At 70.2% G+C, this 17053-nt stretch carries 20 protein-coding genes; 4 read left to right on the top strand and 16 right to left on the bottom strand.

Translation table 11 applies throughout. The annotated features are described in order from the left end of the window. Positions 1 to 2 precede the first annotated feature (2 nt). Positions 3 to 248, top strand: a complete 246-nt coding sequence (locus ACT3TD_RS08175) for a hypothetical protein (protein WP_301443915.1) — start codon at positions 3 to 5, stop codon at positions 246 to 248. Here ACT3TD_RS08175 and ACT3TD_RS08170 read toward each other — a convergent pair. Next, a complete protein-coding gene (locus ACT3TD_RS08170) occupies positions 212 to 520 on the bottom strand; it encodes a DUF503 domain-containing protein (protein ID WP_301443916.1) in 309 nt (102 codons plus the stop codon). The genes ACT3TD_RS08175 and ACT3TD_RS08170 overlap by 37 nt on opposite strands. A 102-nt stretch (positions 521 to 622) precedes the next feature. Here ACT3TD_RS08170 and ACT3TD_RS08165 point away from each other — a divergent pair, with 102 nt between their 5' ends. The 3 genes from ACT3TD_RS08165 to ACT3TD_RS08155 all read left to right on the top strand — a co-directional run bounded on the left by ACT3TD_RS08165 (position 623) and on the right by ACT3TD_RS08155 (position 3865). Next, on the top strand, positions 623 to 1957 hold the full coding sequence (locus tag ACT3TD_RS08165) for a YkvI family membrane protein (protein ID WP_441579144.1): 1335 nt from the start codon (positions 623 to 625) through the stop codon (positions 1955 to 1957). Between the two features lie 266 nt (positions 1958 to 2223). After that, on the top strand, positions 2224 to 2865 hold the full coding sequence (locus ACT3TD_RS08160; RefSeq protein ID WP_441579143.1) for a HEAT repeat domain-containing protein: 642 nt from the start codon (positions 2224 to 2226) through the stop codon (positions 2863 to 2865). Next, on the top strand, positions 2852 to 3865 hold the full coding sequence (locus ACT3TD_RS08155; protein ID WP_441579142.1) for a MerR family transcriptional regulator: 1014 nt from the start codon (positions 2852 to 2854) through the stop codon (positions 3863 to 3865). Before ACT3TD_RS08160 ends, ACT3TD_RS08155 begins: the two co-directional genes overlap by 14 nt. On the opposite strand, the gene ACT3TD_RS08150 is transcribed toward ACT3TD_RS08155, so the two are convergent. The 15 genes from ACT3TD_RS08150 to tilS form a co-directional block, all read right to left on the bottom strand. Next, positions 3852 to 4448: a GNAT family N-acetyltransferase gene (locus tag ACT3TD_RS08150; protein ID WP_441579141.1), complete on the bottom strand. Its 597-nt coding sequence runs from the start codon at positions 4446 to 4448 to the stop codon at positions 3852 to 3854. The two genes, ACT3TD_RS08155 and ACT3TD_RS08150, sit on opposite strands and share 14 nt — an antisense overlap. An 11-nt stretch (positions 4449 to 4459) precedes the next feature. Further along, positions 4460 to 5737, bottom strand: a complete 1278-nt coding sequence (locus tag ACT3TD_RS08145) for a globin domain-containing protein (protein ID WP_441579140.1) — start codon at positions 5735 to 5737, stop codon at positions 4460 to 4462. A 57-nt stretch (positions 5738 to 5794) separates the two neighbouring features. Continuing rightward, entirely contained in the window at positions 5795 to 6286 is a 492-nt protein-coding gene (locus ACT3TD_RS08140) for an RrF2 family transcriptional regulator (RefSeq protein WP_441579139.1), read from the bottom strand. 216 nt (positions 6287 to 6502) lie between these two features. After that, the gene (gene panD, locus ACT3TD_RS08135; protein WP_301443564.1) at positions 6503 to 6916 is read right to left on the bottom strand and encodes an aspartate 1-decarboxylase; all 414 of its coding nucleotides are present in this window, start codon (positions 6914 to 6916) and stop codon (positions 6503 to 6505) included. Between the two features lie 10 nt (positions 6917 to 6926). Next, positions 6927 to 7868: a pantoate--beta-alanine ligase gene (panC, locus tag ACT3TD_RS08130; protein ID WP_441579138.1), complete on the bottom strand. Its 942-nt coding sequence runs from the start codon at positions 7866 to 7868 to the stop codon at positions 6927 to 6929. 83 nt (positions 7869 to 7951) lie between these two features. Beyond that, positions 7952 to 8866, bottom strand: a complete 915-nt coding sequence (locus ACT3TD_RS08125; RefSeq protein WP_441579137.1) for a Rossmann-like and DUF2520 domain-containing protein — start codon at positions 8864 to 8866, stop codon at positions 7952 to 7954. Between the two features lie 11 nt (positions 8867 to 8877). Next, complete coding sequence (locus tag ACT3TD_RS08120) at positions 8878 to 10014, bottom strand: DUF6779 domain-containing protein (protein ID WP_441588393.1); 1137 nt, start codon at positions 10012 to 10014, stop codon at positions 8878 to 8880. Next, entirely contained in the window at positions 10011 to 10502 is a 492-nt protein-coding gene (locus ACT3TD_RS08115) for a DUF3180 domain-containing protein (protein WP_441579135.1), read from the bottom strand. The genes ACT3TD_RS08120 and ACT3TD_RS08115 overlap by 4 nt, the downstream gene beginning before the upstream one ends. Beyond that, complete coding sequence (gene folK / locus ACT3TD_RS08110) at positions 10499 to 11074, bottom strand: 2-amino-4-hydroxy-6-hydroxymethyldihydropteridine diphosphokinase (RefSeq protein WP_441579134.1); 576 nt, start codon at positions 11072 to 11074, stop codon at positions 10499 to 10501. Before folK ends, ACT3TD_RS08115 begins: the two co-directional genes overlap by 4 nt. Beyond that, positions 11071 to 11451: a dihydroneopterin aldolase gene (folB, locus tag ACT3TD_RS08105; protein ID WP_301443570.1), complete on the bottom strand. Its 381-nt coding sequence runs from the start codon at positions 11449 to 11451 to the stop codon at positions 11071 to 11073. The genes folK and folB overlap by 4 nt, the downstream gene beginning before the upstream one ends. Continuing rightward, the gene (folP, locus tag ACT3TD_RS08100; protein WP_441579133.1) at positions 11444 to 12319 is read right to left on the bottom strand and encodes a dihydropteroate synthase; all 876 of its coding nucleotides are present in this window, start codon (positions 12317 to 12319) and stop codon (positions 11444 to 11446) included. Before folP ends, folB begins: the two co-directional genes overlap by 8 nt. 14 nt (positions 12320 to 12333) lie before the next feature. After that, positions 12334 to 12915 carry a GTP cyclohydrolase I FolE gene (gene folE / locus ACT3TD_RS08095; protein ID WP_301443572.1) on the bottom strand — a complete coding sequence of 194 codons (582 nt, stop codon included), beginning with the start codon at positions 12913 to 12915 and terminating at the stop codon, positions 12334 to 12336. 75 nt (positions 12916 to 12990) lie between these two features. Beyond that, positions 12991 to 15387, bottom strand: a complete 2397-nt coding sequence (gene ftsH, locus ACT3TD_RS08090; protein WP_444614981.1) for an ATP-dependent zinc metalloprotease FtsH — start codon at positions 15385 to 15387, stop codon at positions 12991 to 12993. 50 nt (positions 15388 to 15437) lie between these two features. Further along, positions 15438 to 16016, bottom strand: coding sequence for a hypoxanthine phosphoribosyltransferase (gene hpt / locus ACT3TD_RS08085; RefSeq protein WP_441579130.1), 579 nt, complete (start codon positions 16014 to 16016; stop codon positions 15438 to 15440). Then, positions 16016 to 17053 (bottom strand): tRNA lysidine(34) synthetase TilS, encoded by a 1038-nt coding sequence (gene tilS, locus ACT3TD_RS08080; RefSeq protein ID WP_441579129.1) that lies wholly within the window; start codon positions 17051 to 17053, stop codon positions 16016 to 16018. The genes hpt and tilS overlap by 1 nt, the downstream gene beginning before the upstream one ends.

Genomic DNA, 17053 nt, shown 5'->3' with positions numbered 1-17053 from the left:
TCATGGCGCGTAAGAACGTGCCCCTGCGCATCGACCCGGCGGTGTACGACGCCATCGCCCGCTGGGCGCACGACGACCTGCGCAGCGTGAACGCCCAGATCGAGGTGATGTTGCGCGACCAGCTGCGACGGGCGGGACGCCTGCCGTCGTCCACCGGTGAACTCCCCCGTCGCGGCCGGCCGCGCAAGGAGCAGGAACCACCGCAGGAGAGTCAGACGTCCCCGGGAAGGTCCTCGGAGGACAGGTAGCGCAGCCGCGCCGACAGCACCTGGATCTCCGGACGCGACGCCACGAGGCGTTCCACGGACTCCAGCACCTCCACGACGTGCTCCCGGTCCGCGCTGACCGCCGACGCCCCGATCCCCGTACGACGGTGCAGGTCACGGTGGTCGACCTCGGCGACGGAGATCCCGAACTTCCGGTGGACCTCGGCGATCACCGGTCTCACCACGGAGCGTTTCTGCTTGAGGGAGTGCACGTCACCGAGGAGAACGTCGAGTTCAAGAGTTCCGATCCACATATGGCCCGCAACATTAGCGCAGCTTTTCCGGTACAGTCCGGCAGCCTACCCCCGCCCCACCCCGTGTGAGGCACGAGGACGACTTCAGGAGGCTCCGGAACCGTGAAGGAACAACTCAAGATATCCATGGCATTCCTCGGCCTGCTGGTCGGCGCCGGATTCGCCACCGGACTCGAGGTCATCCAGTACTTCGCCTCCTTCGGCCTCAGCGGCCTGTGGGGTGCGGTCCTGGCCGGCCTGGTGATGACCGTGGCCGGCGCGGTGATCCTGCAGCTCGGCAGCTACTTCCTCGCCGACGAGCACAAGGCGGTGTTCCGCAGCATCACCCACCCGGCGGCCTCCTGGGCACTGGACATCGTGGTCACCCTGACCCTGTTCTGCATCGGCTTCGTGATGCTCGCCGGTGCCGGGTCCAACCTGGAGCAGCAGTTCGGTCTCCCCTCCTGGATCGGCTCACTGGTCATGACGGTGCTGGTGATGGTCACCGGGCTCCTCAACGTGGACAAGGTCAGCGACATCATCGGCGCGCTGACCCCGCTGCTGATCATCGCCGTACTCGTCGGGTTCGTCTACACCCTGTTCAACCTGCCGGACGACTTCAGCGCCGTCAGCGACATCGCCGTCCAGGAGGAGTCGCCGGTGAGCCCGTGGTGGCTGTCGGCACTGAACTACAACGGCCTGGCCCTGTTGCTGGGCGTGTCGATGTCCCTGGTGATCGGCGGCAACCACGCGAACATGCGTGCCGCGGGACGCGGCGGTCTGCTCGGCGGCGTCATCTACACCGTCCTGCTGATCCTGGCGGTGTTCACCCTGCTGGCGAACATCGAGACCGTCTCCGGCGACGACGTCCCGATGCTCACGCTGTTCGACTCGATGCACCCGGCGATGGCGTACGTGATGGTGTTCATCATCTTCGCGATGATCTTCAACACCGCCATCGGCATGTTCTACGCCCTGGGCAAGCGCGTCACCTCCTCGCGTCCGGGCTGGTACACACCGGTGTTCCTGTCCCTGTGCGCGGTCGGCTACGCGGTGAGCTTCGTCGGCTTCGACACCCTGATGACCTACGTCTACCCGGTGCTCGGCTACCTCGGCATGGCGATGGTCGTCATGCTCGTCGGCTGGTGGCTCTACGCACGGACCCGCCTGTCCGAGGAGAGCGGGCACCGCGAGAAGATCCAGGACCTCACCGAACGCCGCGAGGACGACGGTCAGGACTTCGGGTCCGAGGAGGAGTCCCAGCTCTCCGAGGAACTCGAGGAGTCCGACATGGACTCCGGGGAGCTCGCCGAGGCGGTGACCGAGGAGGTCATCGAAGAGGCCGAGGAGACTGAAGACACTGAGGACGCCGAAGACGGCGAAGACGGCGAAGACGGTACCGGGGCCTCCGGGGAAACCGACAACAGCGGGGACACCCGGACACCGGTGCCGCACTAGTCCCCACCACCGTCATCTCAGTCATGCCCCAGGTCAAGAAATCGACGATTCTTGACCTGGGGCATGACTCAGCTGACATCAGGGTCGACGGCGCCCCGTTCAGAACGCCGACCCGTCGAGACCGGGTGGCCGCTGCCGTACGACGCGGGCCAGCGACCACGTGGTGATCGTCCTGATCGTGTCCGCCACCCCAACATGTGCAGATCAAGCGGCCGATTTCCGTATGTGCTTGACCCTCTCACCCTGTGAGGGTGTCTGCTGGCCACATGACCACCAACACCCGCCTGAGCACCGCCTTCACCGCGCAGGACGCAAGCTCCCGCATGCGCGCCGCACTCGCCGCCGGCAGCGACCCCCGCCCCGGGGACGTCGCCGACCTCGTCGCGCAGTGCGCCGTGGAACCGGACTTCTTCGTGCGCGACATGCTCACCTGGGCCTTGACCAGGCATCCCCACGCCGACGTCGTGCCCGTCCTGCTCACTCAACTGCACTCGCCCACCGCGCAGGCGCGCTCGCAGGCACTGCACACGCTGTCGAAGATCGGTGAGGTGGCGGCGGTGGCGTCCTACCCCCACATCACCGACGACCTGCTGCAGGACGCCGACGACGAGGTCGCGCGCACCGCGTGGCGTGCGGCGGTCGGGCTCGTCCCTCAGCCCGAGGCACCACGCCTGGCCGTCCGGCTGAGCGGACAGCTCGGACGCGGGGACCGGGAGCTGCGCCGCAGCCTCACCCGCGCCTACCTGGAGCTCGGGGAGGACGCCCGGGGCGTCCTGCGCACGCACGGGTCCCGCCACGCCGCGGCCACCCTGCTGCTGCTCGACGACCCGGACCTCGGATTCGACGCCGCCGAGTACGAGGCACAGCGGGCCCGGCCCGGGATAGACTCGAATGATGCTGATCGGTGAGGTGTCCCGGCTGTCGGGTGTGAGCGTGCGGATGCTGCGCCACTACGACGAGCACGGCCTGGTCAGCCCGTCGAACCGCACGTCCGGCGGCTACCGCGACTACGACCGCGGCGACGTGCACCGGCTGATGAAGGCCGAGGCGCTGCGTGCCCTGGGCATGGGCGTCGCGGAGGTCCGCACCGCGCTGGACGACCCCGGTCTCGACGTCGGTGCGGTCCTCGACCGGCTGCGCGCCGAGACCCGGGACCGCATCCGCGCCGAGCAGGCGCTCCTGGACCACCTCGACACCGTGCGCGGACGCCCCGGCACGACCCCGGGCACGTGGGACGACGTCCTCGGACTCACCTCCCTTCTCACCGCACTGCGCTCCGACGACCCGGCGCGTCGCCAGTCCGCCGCGCTCACCGCGTCCGACCGTCCCACGGCGGGGGCGCTGGTGGAGCTCTACCTGGAGGAGGACGACCCGAACGTGGCCGGCGCGCTGCGCTGGTCGCTCGTGCGCACGGCAGGGGACGCGGCAGGGGACGTAGCAGGGGACGTCACCGCGGAGCTGTCGGGGCATCTCCCCCATGCCGACCCGGCGGTGCGGCTGCGTGTCGTGGAGGTGCTGCGCGAGATCAACGACGCCCGGGCCACGACCATCCTCACCGACCTGCTGGACGATCCTCCCCCGGTCCGCGGTGCCTGTGCGCTCGCCCTCGCCCGCCGCACCGACTCACCCGCCCTGGTGGGAACGCTCGTCGAGATGGTGCTCACCGGCGACCACGACGTGGAGGCCGCCGAGGCACTCGCGGTGATGCGCACGCGCAGATCGACGTCCTACGACGACATCCCCGCGACCCTGGTGGCGGCGGTGTCCGGCGCGTCACCGGATGCGCGCCTGCGCGTGGTCCAGGCGCTCGCCGAGATCACACCGGACTCCCCGGACGTCCTCGCCGCCTTCACCGACGACGCCGACCCACGGGTCGCCCGGACCGCCCGGGCCCTCAGTCGTCGGTAGCCAACCGGGCGAAGGTGTCGAGGTCGTTGAAGGCCCCGCGCAGCATCTCGGCGTCGCGCGCCGTGCCCTCGTGCCGGAACCCCGCCTTGAGCGCCACCGCGCAGGACGCCACGTTCTGCGGGTTCGCCTTGATCTGCACACGGTGCACCCGGTAGTCGAAGAGGAAGTCGACGACCGCGCCCACCACCGCGCTCATCAGGCCACGGCCGCGCAGGTGCGGGGCGGTGGTGTAGCCGAGTTCCACGCACCGGTCCTGCCGGTCGACGAGGCGGACCTCCAACGTGCCGCCGAAGTCGCCCGGCGAGGTCGGGTCGTCGACGATCCACAGCATCGCCGCCGGTGAGCGTGCCATGGTGAGCAGGAACATCTCGGCGTCGCGGGAGGAGTAGTTCTCCGAGAGGGAGGAGTAGTTCTCCGAGAGGGAGGTGAATCTCCGCGAGTCCTCGTGCCTGCTGGAGGTGACCAGACCGGCGATGTCGGTGTTCACCGGGGCGCGCAGCCGCAGCGTGGAGCCGTCGGCGAGCTCTCCCACGATGTCCGCGGACGGCAGGGGCCAGCTCAACGGGGCATGAGGGTCATTCATGACCGTCGAGACTACCCGCCCAGCAGCCAGTCGTTCGGGCTGAACAGTTCCACGTTGACGCCCGCGGGTGCCAGGCTCCCGGCCATGTCATCCGCCATGTCCTCGAGCTGCGCACGGACGTCCTGCAGGAAGCTGTTGCCGCCGCACAGGTACCAGTGCGCCCCGCCAGGCAGGACGCCCTCCCCGGCCAGGGTGGGCAGGTCGATCCGGGCACCGTCGGCACGGTAGGCGGTCCGCACGTGCACCGTCGCCCCCGCCGCCCGCAGGGCCTCGACGTAGCCCTCGGTGGCCTCGCGCTGCGCATGCGAGGCGGCGTCCCCGTCGGCGTGCAGGACGGTCACCGTGGGACGTGTGTCGGCAGCTGCCAGCACCGACAGCATACCGGTCATCGGTGTCGAACCGATCCCCGAGCTGACCAGGACGACCGGTGCCGCACCGGCGAGGACGTCGCGGTGGAGCACCAGGTCACCGGCCGGCAGGGTGGCGTCCACCCGGTCGCCGACGGCGAGGTCGTCCACCAGGGCGGTGGACACCTCCCCGTCGCGTTGGACGGCGATGCTGAACCCGTCGTCGTCCCACGCCACCAGGGAGTACTGGCGCAGCTGGCGGGCGCCGTCGGCCATGACCACGCCGACGGAGACGTACTGCCCCGGGCGGGCCTCGGCGAAGTCGGTGGCGGCATCGGCGGCGGCGAAAGTGAGCTCCGTGACCGTCGCCGACAGGGCGCGGCGTCCGGTGAGCTCCGCGTCGCGGAAGACGTCGCCGGGTGCGACCCCGGCCGAACGGTACATCCCGGTCTCGGCGTCGATGAGCACCTGCGCCATCAGCCAGTAGACCTCGTCCCACGCCTCGGCGACCGGCGGGGTGACCGCGTCGCCGAGGACCTCGACGATCGCGGCGAACAGGTGGTCGTGCACGATCTGGTACTGGTCGGCGGTGATCCCCAGGGAGACGTGCTTGTGCGCGATGCGCGACAGCATCGCCACCGGGTCCGGGGCGGAGGGGTCGACGAGCATCGAGGCGAAGGTGGCGACCGAGGCCGCCAGGGCCTTCTGCTGGTCGCCGGCACGCTGGTTGCCACGGTTGAAGGTGTCCCGGAGGAGTTCGGGGTGTTCCTCGAACATGCGGGCGTAGAAGTTCGGGGTGATCTCGTTGATGTGCGCCCCGACGAGCGGCAGGGTGTCCCTCACCGTGGACTCGTGGTCCGGGGTGAGGCGCCCGGCGCGGAAAGGCTCAGCTGCCGGCGAGGCAGTGGACGGGGCGGACGGGGTGGTTGCGGTGGTTGACATCGGGGAGCTTCCTTAGAGGTTTGTACAGCTGAGTACGGGTGTCCGGGGTGGACGCCACTACGGGCGCGTCCGTGGTGCGGGGATCTGGGGCATGCCCACACCGACCGCCCCGCGGGGCCCTCCCGCGGCGTTGCGGTCGATGAGTGTGCCCAGGGTGATGCCGTCGAAGGTGGAGTAGAAGCTCTCCTGGGCCTCGGCGAGCAGGTGGCGCAGTGAGCAGCCCCGGCCGGCGAGCGGGCACGGGGTGTCCCCGTCGCAGTCCACGACTTCGTGGCGACCCTCGAGCTCACGCAGCAGCGCACCGACGTCGACGGCCCGCGCACCTTCGGCCAGGTACACCCCACCGGCGCGGCCACGGACCGAGCCGAGGATCCCGGCTCCGGTCAGCCGGGCCACGACCTTCTTCACGTGCGAGGCCGGTGCCGCCGTCTGGACCGCGAGCTCGCCGATGGTGCGTCGTTGCGCCGGATCGACCGCCCCGGCCGCCCCGGTGTCACCGAGGATCATCAGCGAGCGGAGCCCCAGGTCGGTGAACTTCGTGAGGTGCATGACCCCAACGCTAGGCCCCCTCGACCTAAAAGGTACATCTGAAATACCCCGTAAAAGATCGCCCCACCAGCAGGTCAGGGTACGTTTACCGCTCCCCCACCGGCGGGTTCACCCCGGACGCCCGTGCAGTGATTGATCTCCGTCACATTTTCCCCGTCCCTCTGCTCCCCGGCCCCCGACCGGCCCCCGACGACCCCCGCGGGGTCGGCTAGACCCCTACGCAGGGTGGCGCGGGTTCAGCAGTCCGGAACCGACGGGCACGTCCGCCGGGTCCGCGCTCAGGGTGACCTGCTCGTTGGCGTCGTCGACGAAGACGACCCGCGGGTTGTAGTCCTTGAGCTCCTCGGCGTTGTACTGGCCGTAGGCGATGATGATGACCAGGTCACCGGGGTGGACCAGGTGGGCGGCGGCACCGTTGATCGAGATCATGCCGGAACCACGCTCGCCGGTGATGGCGTAGGTGGTCAGCCGGGCGCCGTTGTCGACGTCGACGATGTCGATCTGCTCGCCCTCGAGCAGGTCGGCGGCCTCCATCAGGTCGGCGTCGATGGTGCACGAGCCCACGTAGTGCAGGTCGGCCTGGGTGACGGTCGCCCGATGGATCTTGGACTTCATCATGGTGCGGATCACGTGCAGTACCCTACTCGCTCGACGTGCCGGACGTAACCGCTTCGGCTTCTTCGCCCTGCTCATCGCACGGCTCGTCACCGATGTTGCGGAACCCGATGCCCAGCGGCACGCCCACGTTGTCGATCAGGCGGGTGGCGCCGACCCGGGCGGCGACGAGCAGCCGGGCGTCACCCTTCTCGGGGGCCTCGCCGAGGTCGAGACCACGCAGCTCGAGGTAGTCGACCTCGATCCCCGGCGAGGTGGCGAGCACCTGGCGGGCGGTGTCGAGCACGGCGTCCGCCCCGTCCTCGGCGACGTGTGCTCCGGCGAGCAGGGCGGCGGACAGTGACATCGCCGCGTTGCGCTCCTCCCCGGAGAGGTAGACGTTGCGCGAGGACTTCGCCAGTCCGTCTGCCTCACGCACCACGGGTACGCCGTGGACCTTCACCCCGAGGTTGAGGTCGGTGACCATCTGCTGGATCAGCACGAGCTGCTGGTAGTCCTTCTCCCCGAAGAAGGCGTCGCTGCAGTGGGTGATGCGGAAGAGCTTCGAGACCACGGTCAGCACCCCGGCGAAGTGCGTGGGACGCTGCGCACCCTCCAGGGTCGCGCCGGTGTCGCCCGGCAGGACGGTGGTGCGAGGGCCGTTGGGGTACATCTCCCGCGGGCTGGGTGCGAAGACGGCGTCGACGCCGGCGGCGGTGAGCTTCTCCACGTCGGAGTCGAGGGTGCGCGGGTAGGCGTCGAGGTCCTCGCCTTCACCGAACTGCAGCGGGTTGACGAACACGGACACCACCACCAGTGCGCGCGGCAGCGCCTGGGCGGCGCGCACGAGCGCGAGGTGGCCTTCGTGCAGCGCACCCATCGTGGGCACCAGGACGACGGGGCGTCCGGCCTTGCGCATGGCACGGGTGAGCTCACCGATGCTGTCGATGTCGGTGTAGACGGTGGCCTGACCCGGGGTGAAACTCACCGGTGACTCTCCTTGCGGGGTGACGGTACGAAAATTCGCGGAACGCTAGAACACCCTAGTCGCCCCGGCACCGCCCACCCCAGTCAGGGCTGGTCGAGCGCGCGTTCCACGTTCAACGACCCGACCGCCCGCGCGGTGCGGAGCGCGTCCTGCCGGTAGGACGCCGCGAGCCCACCGTGTCCCCCGCCGACTTCCTCGAGCGCGGCGACGTGGCGCAGGACGGTGGCCGCGTCGTCCCGGGCCGTCGGCCCGGTCAGCGCGGCCGTCCGGCTCTCCAACGCCCCGGTGAGCGCGGCGGGCAGGATCCGGCGCAGCAGCAACGCCGCCCGCGGGTCCTCCGCCGCCACAGTCGCGTCGTTGCTCAGCGCGTGGTCGAGCATGCGCATCGCCTCGACGACCTGGGTGACCAGATGGTTCGCGCCGTGCGCCATCGCCGCGTGGTACACGGTGCGCTGCTCCTCGGCCACCGGCACGGCGATCCCGCACATCGAGGCCACGAGCAGCTCGGCGACGGCCGTGCCGGTCTCGGAGTCGGTGGTCACACCCCAGGCGCAGCCGGCGAGGTTGTCGGTGTCCTCGGGGCGTCCACGGAAGGTCATCGCCGGGTGCAACGCCAGAGGCAGTGCACCGGTGTCGGTGACCGGTTGGAGTACCTCGCAGCCCAGGGCACCGGCGGTGTGCACCACGATCTGGCCGGCCCGCACGGTGCGGGCCACCTGGTCGATCACCCCGGGCAGCTGCGGGTCCGGTACGGCCAGCACCACCAGTGCGGCCTGGGCGACCTCGGCGATGTCGGAGGCGGAGTCGCCGTGGACGGCCACCCCGGGCAGTCGTGCACGGGCGTTCTCACGCGACGCTGCGGAGCGGGCGACCACACCGTGCACGTGGTGGCCTGCGCGCAGCAGGGCCTCGGCGACGGCGGTGCCCACGGCCCCGGCGGAAATGACTCCGACCGACAGGCGTGGTTCCTGTCGGTCGGTGGGTGCGGTGTCGTTCACGGGGGACGAGTCTACCGGGCGTTCTTCTTCATCTGTGCCATCAGCTCGGCGACGGTGACGCCCTGGTCGGACTCGTCGGCACGACGACGGCCGTGGACCTCGGCCTCCTCGGCACGACGGCGGCGGCCCTGTGACTGGCCCTGGGACGGGGCAGCGGCCGGCTCTTCCGCCACCGGCGTCGCCTCGGCGCGCTGCTCCGGCTGTGCGGGCTGTGCCGGCTCGGCGGCGGGCTCAGCGGCGGACTCGGCGGACGGGGCCGGCGTGTCCTGCTGCTCCGACCAGCGGGGGCGGGACTCGGCTGCCGGGGTCGCCTCAGAAGACTTCTGCCCCTGCTCCGCCTCGGTCTCCGACGTGCCACCGGTGGGCTCCATCGAGCGGGTGTCGACGACCATCGGGATCTGGGTGGTGTCCTCGCTGTCCGCACCCGACCAGCGCACGGCGGCGAAGGTGCCCGTGGAGAAACCGCCGCGGCGTCCACCGGAGCGGTTCTGCCCGCCCTGCGGGGCATTCTTCTGGGCACCCTTCTCGGCATTCTTCTGGGCGGGAGCCCCAGCCTGGGCCGACTGGGCCGGTGCAGCCGACTCGGCGCGCTCGTGCGCCCCGGGGTGACCGCCCGTCTCCCCGGCACGCGAGACGTTGCGCTCCAGTTCGATGATGCGCTCGGCACGGGCCTTCAGCGACACCTGCTCGCCGTCCCACGCCCCACCGGACAGGTCGGAGAGCTGTTCGCGCATCGCCTCGAGCTCCTTGCGGATGGCGTCGAGGGTCTTGTCGTGCTCGCTGCCGAGACGGTTGCGGTAGTCGTTCTCCAACTGCACCTCGCGGCGCTGTGACTCCGAGCGTTCGCGGTCCAGCTCCGCCTTGTGGCGGCGCTCCTGCTCCTGACGCCGGCTGCGCTCCTCACCGATGATGCCGGAGTAGCGCGACACGAGGATCGCGCCGAAGAACGCCGCCCACAGGGAGGTGATCACGGCGATGTTCAGCCATCTCTCCGAGTCGACGAAGAACATGATGATCGTCGCCGCGAGGGCGAGGACGAACACCAGGTACATCAGCAGCTTCAGACCATTTCCCGGCGTGGAGGAACCGCTCCGGCTCGACGGATCGGGTAGCCGGTGCGAATCGTCGGGCGAATACGCGGAACTCATGGCGTCAAGAATACATCGCCGCGCCCGTCCTCACCGTCGGCATCGCCGGGAGGGACCAGACAACTTCGTTCCAGCAGCACACCGGCCACCGTCATCGCCACCGCCGCCAGCAACGACACCACCACCCCCGGGGCGTCCTGCTGCGCGGCGAGCAGCTGGCCGTGACGCAGCAGCACGTACACCGCCACCCCACCGTAGAAACCGACCGCCAGGGCACCGATCCAGCCTGCGGCAGTGCCGAACAGCGCGCAGCGGGAGATGAACACCGGCGACATCTGCGACCGGTCCTGCCCGACCTCACCGTCGGCGATGCGGCGGCGCACCATCACGGCCAGCACACCGGCGACGGCGGCGAAGACCCACAACGCCAGCGAACCGCTGACCCGGATCGGCGGGTAGCTGCCGTAGAACACCCACACCGCGGCGAAGGACACGACCCCGGCGGCGACCGCCGAGGTGGCGAGCAGCCCCACACTGGTCTGGTTCATGGGGCCCATCGTACGTCGGGCAACGCCCGGATTCCGGCGAGCGCGTCAGCGTCCCCACCGTCGAGGTCGGCGAGCAGCTGACGCATGGGCCGTCCGTCGAGCACGGCCTGCGGGTCGGCGTCCAGCCACGGCGCCAGGACGAAGGCGCGCTGGTGCGCCCACGGGTGCGGCAGCACGAGCTCCTCGCCCCATTGCCCCTCACTGCGCACACCGGCGTAGTCGATGATGTCGATGTCGAGGGTGCGCGGCCCCCAGTGCCGCGAGCGCACGCGGCGCGCGGCCTGCTCAAGATCCTGGCAGTGGTGCAGCAGTGTCAGCGGGGACAGGGTGGTCTCCACGACGAGCACGCAGTTGCGGAACTCCTCCTGGTCGGTCACCCCCCACGGCGCGGTGGCGTACATCGCGCTGGCGGCCAGCGGCCTGACCCCGTCGACACCGTCTGTCCCCGCCAGGGCGTGCGCGGCACGGCGGATCTGGTCCTCCGGGGCGGACAGCGTGCCGGGCAGGTTCGAGCCGAAGGCGAGGACGGCCGGCACCGCAGGCTCCACAGGCACGGCTCCATCGGCGCTCATGTGCGCGTCCCGGGGCTCTTGCGCGACCGGCGCGCCACGACCCGCACGTCGGAGAACGGGTGGTGGATCGGCGCGTCCGGCTTGTGGACGGTCACCTCCACGGCGACCACGCCGGCCACCTCGTTGATGCGGTCGGCGATGGTCGCCGAGACGGTCTCGATGAGGTCCATGCTCGGCCCCGAGACGATGTCCACGGCGATGTCGGCGAGGTCGACGTAGGAGATGGTACGGGTGATGTCGTCGTCGGCGACGGCGTCGGTGAAGTCCGTCCAGACCACCAGGTCGACGATGAACTTCTGGCCCTGCTCCTTCTCGAAGTCGTAGACCCCGTGGTAGCCGTAGACCTCCAGGCCGGCCAGTTCGATGCGGTCAGCCACGACGGGCCCTCCATCCTCCAGGTAGTGCGGGTCCGTGGCCGGTGGCCACGGCGTGTGCGACGTCGACGGCCGCGCGGTTGGGTGCCACGTCGTGGACGCGCACGGCCCAGGCGCCGGACGCCGCGGCCAGGGCGCTGACCGCGGCGGTGGCGTCGTCGGCGGACTCCGGGGTCCCCGGCGCACCGTCGTCGCCGGGACGCAGGGCGGTGAGGAACCTCTTGCGGCTCGCGCCGATGAGCACCCGGTGGCCCAACTCCAGGTAGGAACGCATGCCCGAGAGCAGCGCCCAGTTGTCGTCGGCGTCCTTGGCGAACCCCAGGCCGGGGTCGACGATGATGCGGTCGTGGTCGATTCCCCCGTCCTGTGCCTTCTCGGAGAGTTCCGCCAGCACCCGGCAGACGTCGGCGACGACGTCCCCGCCGTGGTCGGCGCGTCCTTCCGCGGACTCGAAACGCTGCGCGCGCCAGTGCATCAGGCAGTAGTCGGCCCCGAAGTCACCGACGGTGGCGTACATCTCGGCGTCGGCGAGCCCGCCGGAGACATCGTTGACGATCTCCGCCCCGGCCTCCATCGCGGCGGCCGCCGTACTGGAGCGCATGGTGTCCACACTGGTCATGATGCCTTCGGCGTGGAGTTCACGGATCACCGGCACCACCCGGGACGCCTCGACGTCCGCCGGCACACGGGTGGCACCGGGGCGGGTGGACTCCCCGCCGACGTCGATGATGTGCGCGCCCGCGGCGACCATCTCCCGGGCGTGCGCCAGGGCGCGGTCGGTCGTCGACCACATGCCGCCGTCGGAGAAGGAGTCGTCGGTGACGTTGAGGATCCCCATCACCGCGGTCGGGAATGCTGGCGTTCCGCTCATGGTGCCTGCCGTGCTCAGTGCCCGCGGATGAGGCTGAGGGCCTCGGCACGGGAGCGGGCGTCCTCACGGAAACCACCGCGCACCGCGGAGGTCACCGTGGTCGCACCGGGCTTGCGGATACCGCGCATCGCCATGCACAGGTGCTCGGCCTCGATGACCACGATCACCGCGTGCGCCTCCAGCTTCTCCGACACGGCGTCGGCGATCTGGCTGGTCAGACGCTCCTGCACCTGGGGTCGTTTGGCGAAGCCGTCGGCCAGGCGCGCCAGCTTGGACAGCCCGGTGACGGTGCCGGAGTCGCCGGGGATGTAGCCGATGTGGGCGTGCCCGTAGAACGGCACGAGGTGGTGCTCGCAGGTGGAGTACACCGGGATGTCCTTGACCAGGACGAGCTCGCGGTGGTCCTCGTTGAAGGTCTTGGCGAGCACCTCCCGCGGATCGTCGTACAGCCCACCGAAAGACTCGCGGTAGGCACGCGCCACCCTCGCCGGGGTCTCCTGAAGCCCCTCGCGGTCGGGGTCCTCACCCACGGCGAGCAGTAGTTCACGCACGGCCGCCTCGGCACGGGCCTGGTCGAAGGGACGTCCGGTACTCAGCGAGACCGGTGCGTTCGCTGCGCCGTTCGCTGCGCCGTTCTCCGGGTCGTGTTCAGTGTCAGTCACGGTGTCGGTTCAGTCTTTCTCGTCAGTGTCGTCGCGGCGGTGATGGCGACCGCCGTCATCCTGGGTCCCGCCATTCTGGGCCCTCAGGTTACGCGTCGGCGCATCGTCACTCGTCCACGGGTTGTCCGGTCGCTCGCTCTCCGGCAACTGGAAACCACGGAGCTCCTGCTCCGCCGGGCCGGAGGCGGGGCCGGACGGTCCCGCACCGTAGCTGCTCTCACCGGGGTGACGTCCGCCCGCGTCCGGGGCCGCCTCGGGGTCGACGCGGTCCTGACCACCCCACAGGTGGTCCGGGTGCGAGGCACCGCTCCAGCGGCCCGGAGCCGACTGCGACGACTGTGACGGTGCGGCGGGGCCGTCCTGCTCGCTCCCGTCGCGTTGCTCCTCGAGTTCGCCGGCCTGCTGACGACGCCGACGCTCGATGCGCGCCTTACGCGCCTCGGAGAAGAAGTCGTTGCGGGCGGGCAGCTCCTCGCCACGCTCGCGGGCCAGCTCGGTGGGGGTCTTCACCGGCTCGCGGAAATCCTTCGGGTGGCCGGCGTCCTGGTTCGGGAAGACGTCGCTGACCTCCACCGGCTCCATGTCGTCGAAGATGGCCTCCAGGTCGGGACGACGCAAGGTCTCCTTCTCCAGCAGCTTCTCCGCCAGGCGGTCGAGGTAGTCGCGGTTGTCGCGCAGGATGCCGTAGGCCACCCCGTGCGCCTTCTCGATGAGCATGCGCACCTGGTCGTCGATGGTGGCGGCCACCGCCGGGGAGTACTCCAGCGAACCCTGACCGCCACGGCCCACGAACGGGTCGCCCTGCTCCTCGCCGTACTTCACGGCCCCGAGCTCCGGGCTCATGCCGTACTCGGTGACCATCGAACGGGCGATCTTCGTGGCCTGCTCGATGTCGGACGAGGCGCCGGTCGTCGGCGAGCCGAAGACCAGCTCCTCCGCCGAGCGCCCGCCCATGGCGAACACCAGCCGGGCGAAGAGCTCCGAACGGTTGTACATGCCCTTGTCGTCCTCCGGCACGGCCATGGCGTGACCGCCGGTACGCCCGCGCGCGAGGATCGTGACCTTGTACACCCGCTCGATGTCCTTGATGCCCCACGCCGCCAGCGTGTGGCCGCCCTCGTGGTAGGCGGTGACCTTCTTCTCGTGCTCCGAGATGATCTTCGTGCTGCGGCGCGGACCGCCGATCACCCGGTCGGTCGCCTCCTCCAGCGCGTCGCCGGTGATCACGTTGCCGTCCACCCGGGCGGTCAGCAGCGCCGCCTCGTTGAGCACGTTGGCCAGGTCCGCGCCGGACATGCCGACCGTGCGCTTGGCCAGCGACCTCAGGTCCACGTCCGGTGCCAGGGGCTTGCCCTCGGAGTGCACGCGCAGGATCTGCTCGCGCCCGGCGATGTCCGGGTTGCTCACCGGGATCTGACGGTCGAAGCGGCCCGGACGCAGCAGCGCCGGGTCCAGGATGTCCGGACGGTTCGTCGCGGCCATCAGGATCACGTTCTCCCGGTCGCTGAAGCCGTCCATCTCCACCAGCAGCTGGTTGAGGGTCTGCTCACGCTCGTCGTGGCCACCACCCATGCCGGCACCACGCTGGCGGCCGACCGCGTCGATCTCGTCGACGAAGATGATGCAGGGGCTGTTCTCCTTGGCGGTCTTGAACAGGTCGCGCACACGCGAGGCACCCACGCCGACGAACATCTCCACGAAGTCCGAGCCGGAGATCGTGTAGAACGGCACACCGGCCTCACCGGCGACCGCCCGGGCCAGCAACGTCTTACCCGTGCCGGGAGGACCGTAGAGCAGCACACCACGCGGGATCTTCGCGCCCAGGTGCTCGTAGCGCTCCGGGTTCTGCAGGAAGTCACGGATCTCGTCGAGCTCCTCGACCGCCTCGTCCGCACCGGCGACGTTGTCGAAGGTGGTGTCCGGGTTGTCGACGTTGAGTTCCTTGGCCTTCGACTTGCCGATGTTGAAGGCACCGCCGGGACCACCCTGCATCCGGGTGAGGAAGAACAGCAGCAGACCACCGATCAGAAGGATCGGCAGCAGCATCACCAGCATCGAGCCCAGCAGACTGTCCTGGGTGACGTTGGTGGAGTAGCTGTCGGCGTCCGACGCCTCGACGCGGTCGAAGACCGTGTCCGCCGCACGCGCAGGGTACTGCGCGGTGACCTGGTCGATGCCGTCCTTGCCGTCCACGCTGATCTCGTTGCGCAGCGTCATCTGCAACTGCTGCTCACGGTCGTTGATCTGCACCTCGGCGACGTTGTTGTCGTCGAACTGCTTCATTGCCACGGACGTGTCGACGTCGTCGTAACCACGCGTGGAGTCGGTGAGCACACCGAAGGCGTAGATGACGACGAGAACCGCGGCGACGATGGCGGCGATCCTCAGAACCCTCTTCTTGTTCATAGTCCCACTAGCGTATCGCAGGACGCGGCGTGCCGTTCCTAGCCGTACACCTAGCTGTACACGCTGGGCCGCAACGTGCCGACCCACGGCAGGTCACGGTAACGCTCGGCGTAGTCCAGCCCGTAGCCGACCACGAAGTCGCTGGGGATGTCGAAGCCGATGTCGGTGGTCTCCACGTGGCGCTGCACCGCCTCCGGCTTACGCAGCAGCGTCACCACCTCCAGGCTCTTCGGCCCGCGACCCCTGAGGTGGTCGACGAGCCAGTGCAGGGTGATTCCGGACTCGATGATGTCCTCGAGGATGATCACGTTGCGCCCCTCGATGTCACGGGTGAGGTCCATGCGGATCTCCACCGTGCCCGAGGACTCCGCCGACTGTCCGTAGGTCGACAGCGCCATGAACTCCATCTGCGTGGGGATGTCCATCGCCCGGGCGAAGTCAGCGATAAAGTAGGTCGCCCCCTTGAGCACGCACAGCAGGATCGTGTCCTCGTCCTCACCGCGGTAGCGGTCGCTGGCGGCCTTGGCCATCTCGGCGATCCGGGCGTGCAGCGTGGTCTCGTCGACGAGCACCCCCTCGACGTCGTCGTGGTAGCAGTTGTCCGGCACGTCGGCGTTCTTGGCGATCATCACGGGGTCCTGTCCTCTTGCTCTAGTACTAGCTTGCTGCCGGTGTCCGTCCGGCGGCGACGCACCACCAGACGACGGGTGTCCCCCATTGTAGAGGTCGGGTACGGTACCGCCACGCCCCCCTGCCCGTGCCAGTCGGCGACCAGCGCGTCCAGCGCGTCCAGGTGCCGCGACGTCAGCGGACCTGCAGCCCCGCCGAGCCACCGCCGCAGGACGCGCCGGCGTAGCGGCGCGGCGCGCCCCGCCACCGCGTCCACCGGCAGCGCCGAGTCCCCGGCGTCCCCCGGTACGTCCTGCAGCACCTCGGCGGCCAGGGCGTCGAGCAGGTCGGCGTCCTGCCGCAGCATCCGCGCCGAGCGGGCCAGCGCCTCGCCCACCCGGTCACCGAGGATCTCGCGCGCCAACGGCAGCAGCTCGTTGCGCACCCGCGAACGCAGGATCTCCGGACTCTCGTTGTGCGGGTCGTGCCACACCGGCAGGCCCAGCTCGGCACAGCTGCCGAGGGTGTCGGCACGCGAGACCCCGAGCACCGGACGTCCCAGCCACGCCGCACCGGCGTCCACCACCGGGTGCTCCTCGGCGAGCTCGCGCAGCCCGGCGAGACTACCGGTGCCCGACCCGCGGGCCAGCGACAGCAGCAGACCCTCGGCGTCGTCGTCGGCGGTGTGCGCGACGAACACGGGACGCCCGTCCGCGTACTCGCCCAGCGCCCGGTAACGGGCCACCCGCGCGCCGGCCTCGCCGGTACCGGTGACCTGCACCCGCACCGTGGCCGCCCTCGCCCCCACCCCGGCGCAGGCCCGGGCGGCGTCCTCGGCGACCTGCGCCGAGGCGTCCTGCAGGCCGTGGTCCACGGTGACGGTGGTGACCTGCAGGCCGGCGTGGACGCAGGCGGCGGCGAGCGCCACCGAGTCGCCGCCGCCGGAGACGCCGCAGACGACCTCGGCGCCGGTGCGTCCGCCGAGACGTCCGGCGTACTCGTCGAGGAACCGGCGCAGACTGCGCCGCACGGCGAGGGTGTGGGGTGTGTCGATCAC

Origin of the sequence: Corynebacterium sp. AOP36-E1-14, from assembly GCF_052377495.1 — a bacterium.
In the GTDB taxonomy this organism is placed as follows: domain Bacteria; phylum Actinomycetota; class Actinomycetes; order Mycobacteriales; family Mycobacteriaceae; genus Corynebacterium.
The sequence above is the reverse complement of the archived record's forward strand: the minus strand, read 5'-3'. Positions and strand labels throughout refer to the sequence as shown.

Bases quoted from the DNA above. Each gene is read 5' to 3' on its own strand.
- ACT3TD_RS08145 (WP_441579140.1), bottom strand. From the start codon at position 5,737: ATGTCAACCACCGCAACCACCCCGTCCGCCCCGTCCACTGCCTCGCCG.
- ACT3TD_RS08115 (WP_441579135.1), bottom strand. From the start codon at position 10,502: ATGAACCAGACCAGTGTGGGGCTGCTCGCCACCTCGGCGGTCGCCGCC.
- ACT3TD_RS08140 (WP_441579139.1), bottom strand. From the start codon at position 6,286: ATGCACCTCACGAAGTTCACCGACCTGGGGCTCCGCTCGCTGATGATC.
- ACT3TD_RS08120 (WP_441588393.1), bottom strand. From the start codon at position 10,014: ATGAGTTCCGCGTATTCGCCCGACGATTCGCACCGGCTACCCGATCCG.
- folP (WP_441579133.1), bottom strand. From the start codon at position 12,319: ATGAGCGGAACGCCAGCATTCCCGACCGCGGTGATGGGGATCCTCAAC.
- folK (WP_441579134.1), bottom strand. From the start codon at position 11,074: ATGAGCGCCGATGGAGCCGTGCCTGTGGAGCCTGCGGTGCCGGCCGTC.
- ACT3TD_RS08150 (WP_441579141.1), bottom strand. From the start codon at position 4,448: ATGAATGACCCTCATGCCCCGTTGAGCTGGCCCCTGCCGTCCGCGGAC.
- ftsH (WP_444614981.1), bottom strand. From the start codon at position 15,387: ATGAACAAGAAGAGGGTTCTGAGGATCGCCGCCATCGTCGCCGCGGTT.
- ACT3TD_RS08160 (WP_441579143.1), top strand. From the start codon at position 2,224: ATGACCACCAACACCCGCCTGAGCACCGCCTTCACCGCGCAGGACGCA.
- ACT3TD_RS08175 (WP_301443915.1), top strand. From the start codon at position 3: ATGGCGCGTAAGAACGTGCCCCTGCGCATCGACCCGGCGGTGTACGAC.
- ACT3TD_RS08155 (WP_441579142.1), top strand. From the start codon at position 2,852: ATGCTGATCGGTGAGGTGTCCCGGCTGTCGGGTGTGAGCGTGCGGATG.
- hpt (WP_441579130.1), bottom strand. From the start codon at position 16,016: ATGATCGCCAAGAACGCCGACGTGCCGGACAACTGCTACCACGACGAC.
- ACT3TD_RS08170 (WP_301443916.1), bottom strand. From the start codon at position 520: ATGTGGATCGGAACTCTTGAACTCGACGTTCTCCTCGGTGACGTGCAC.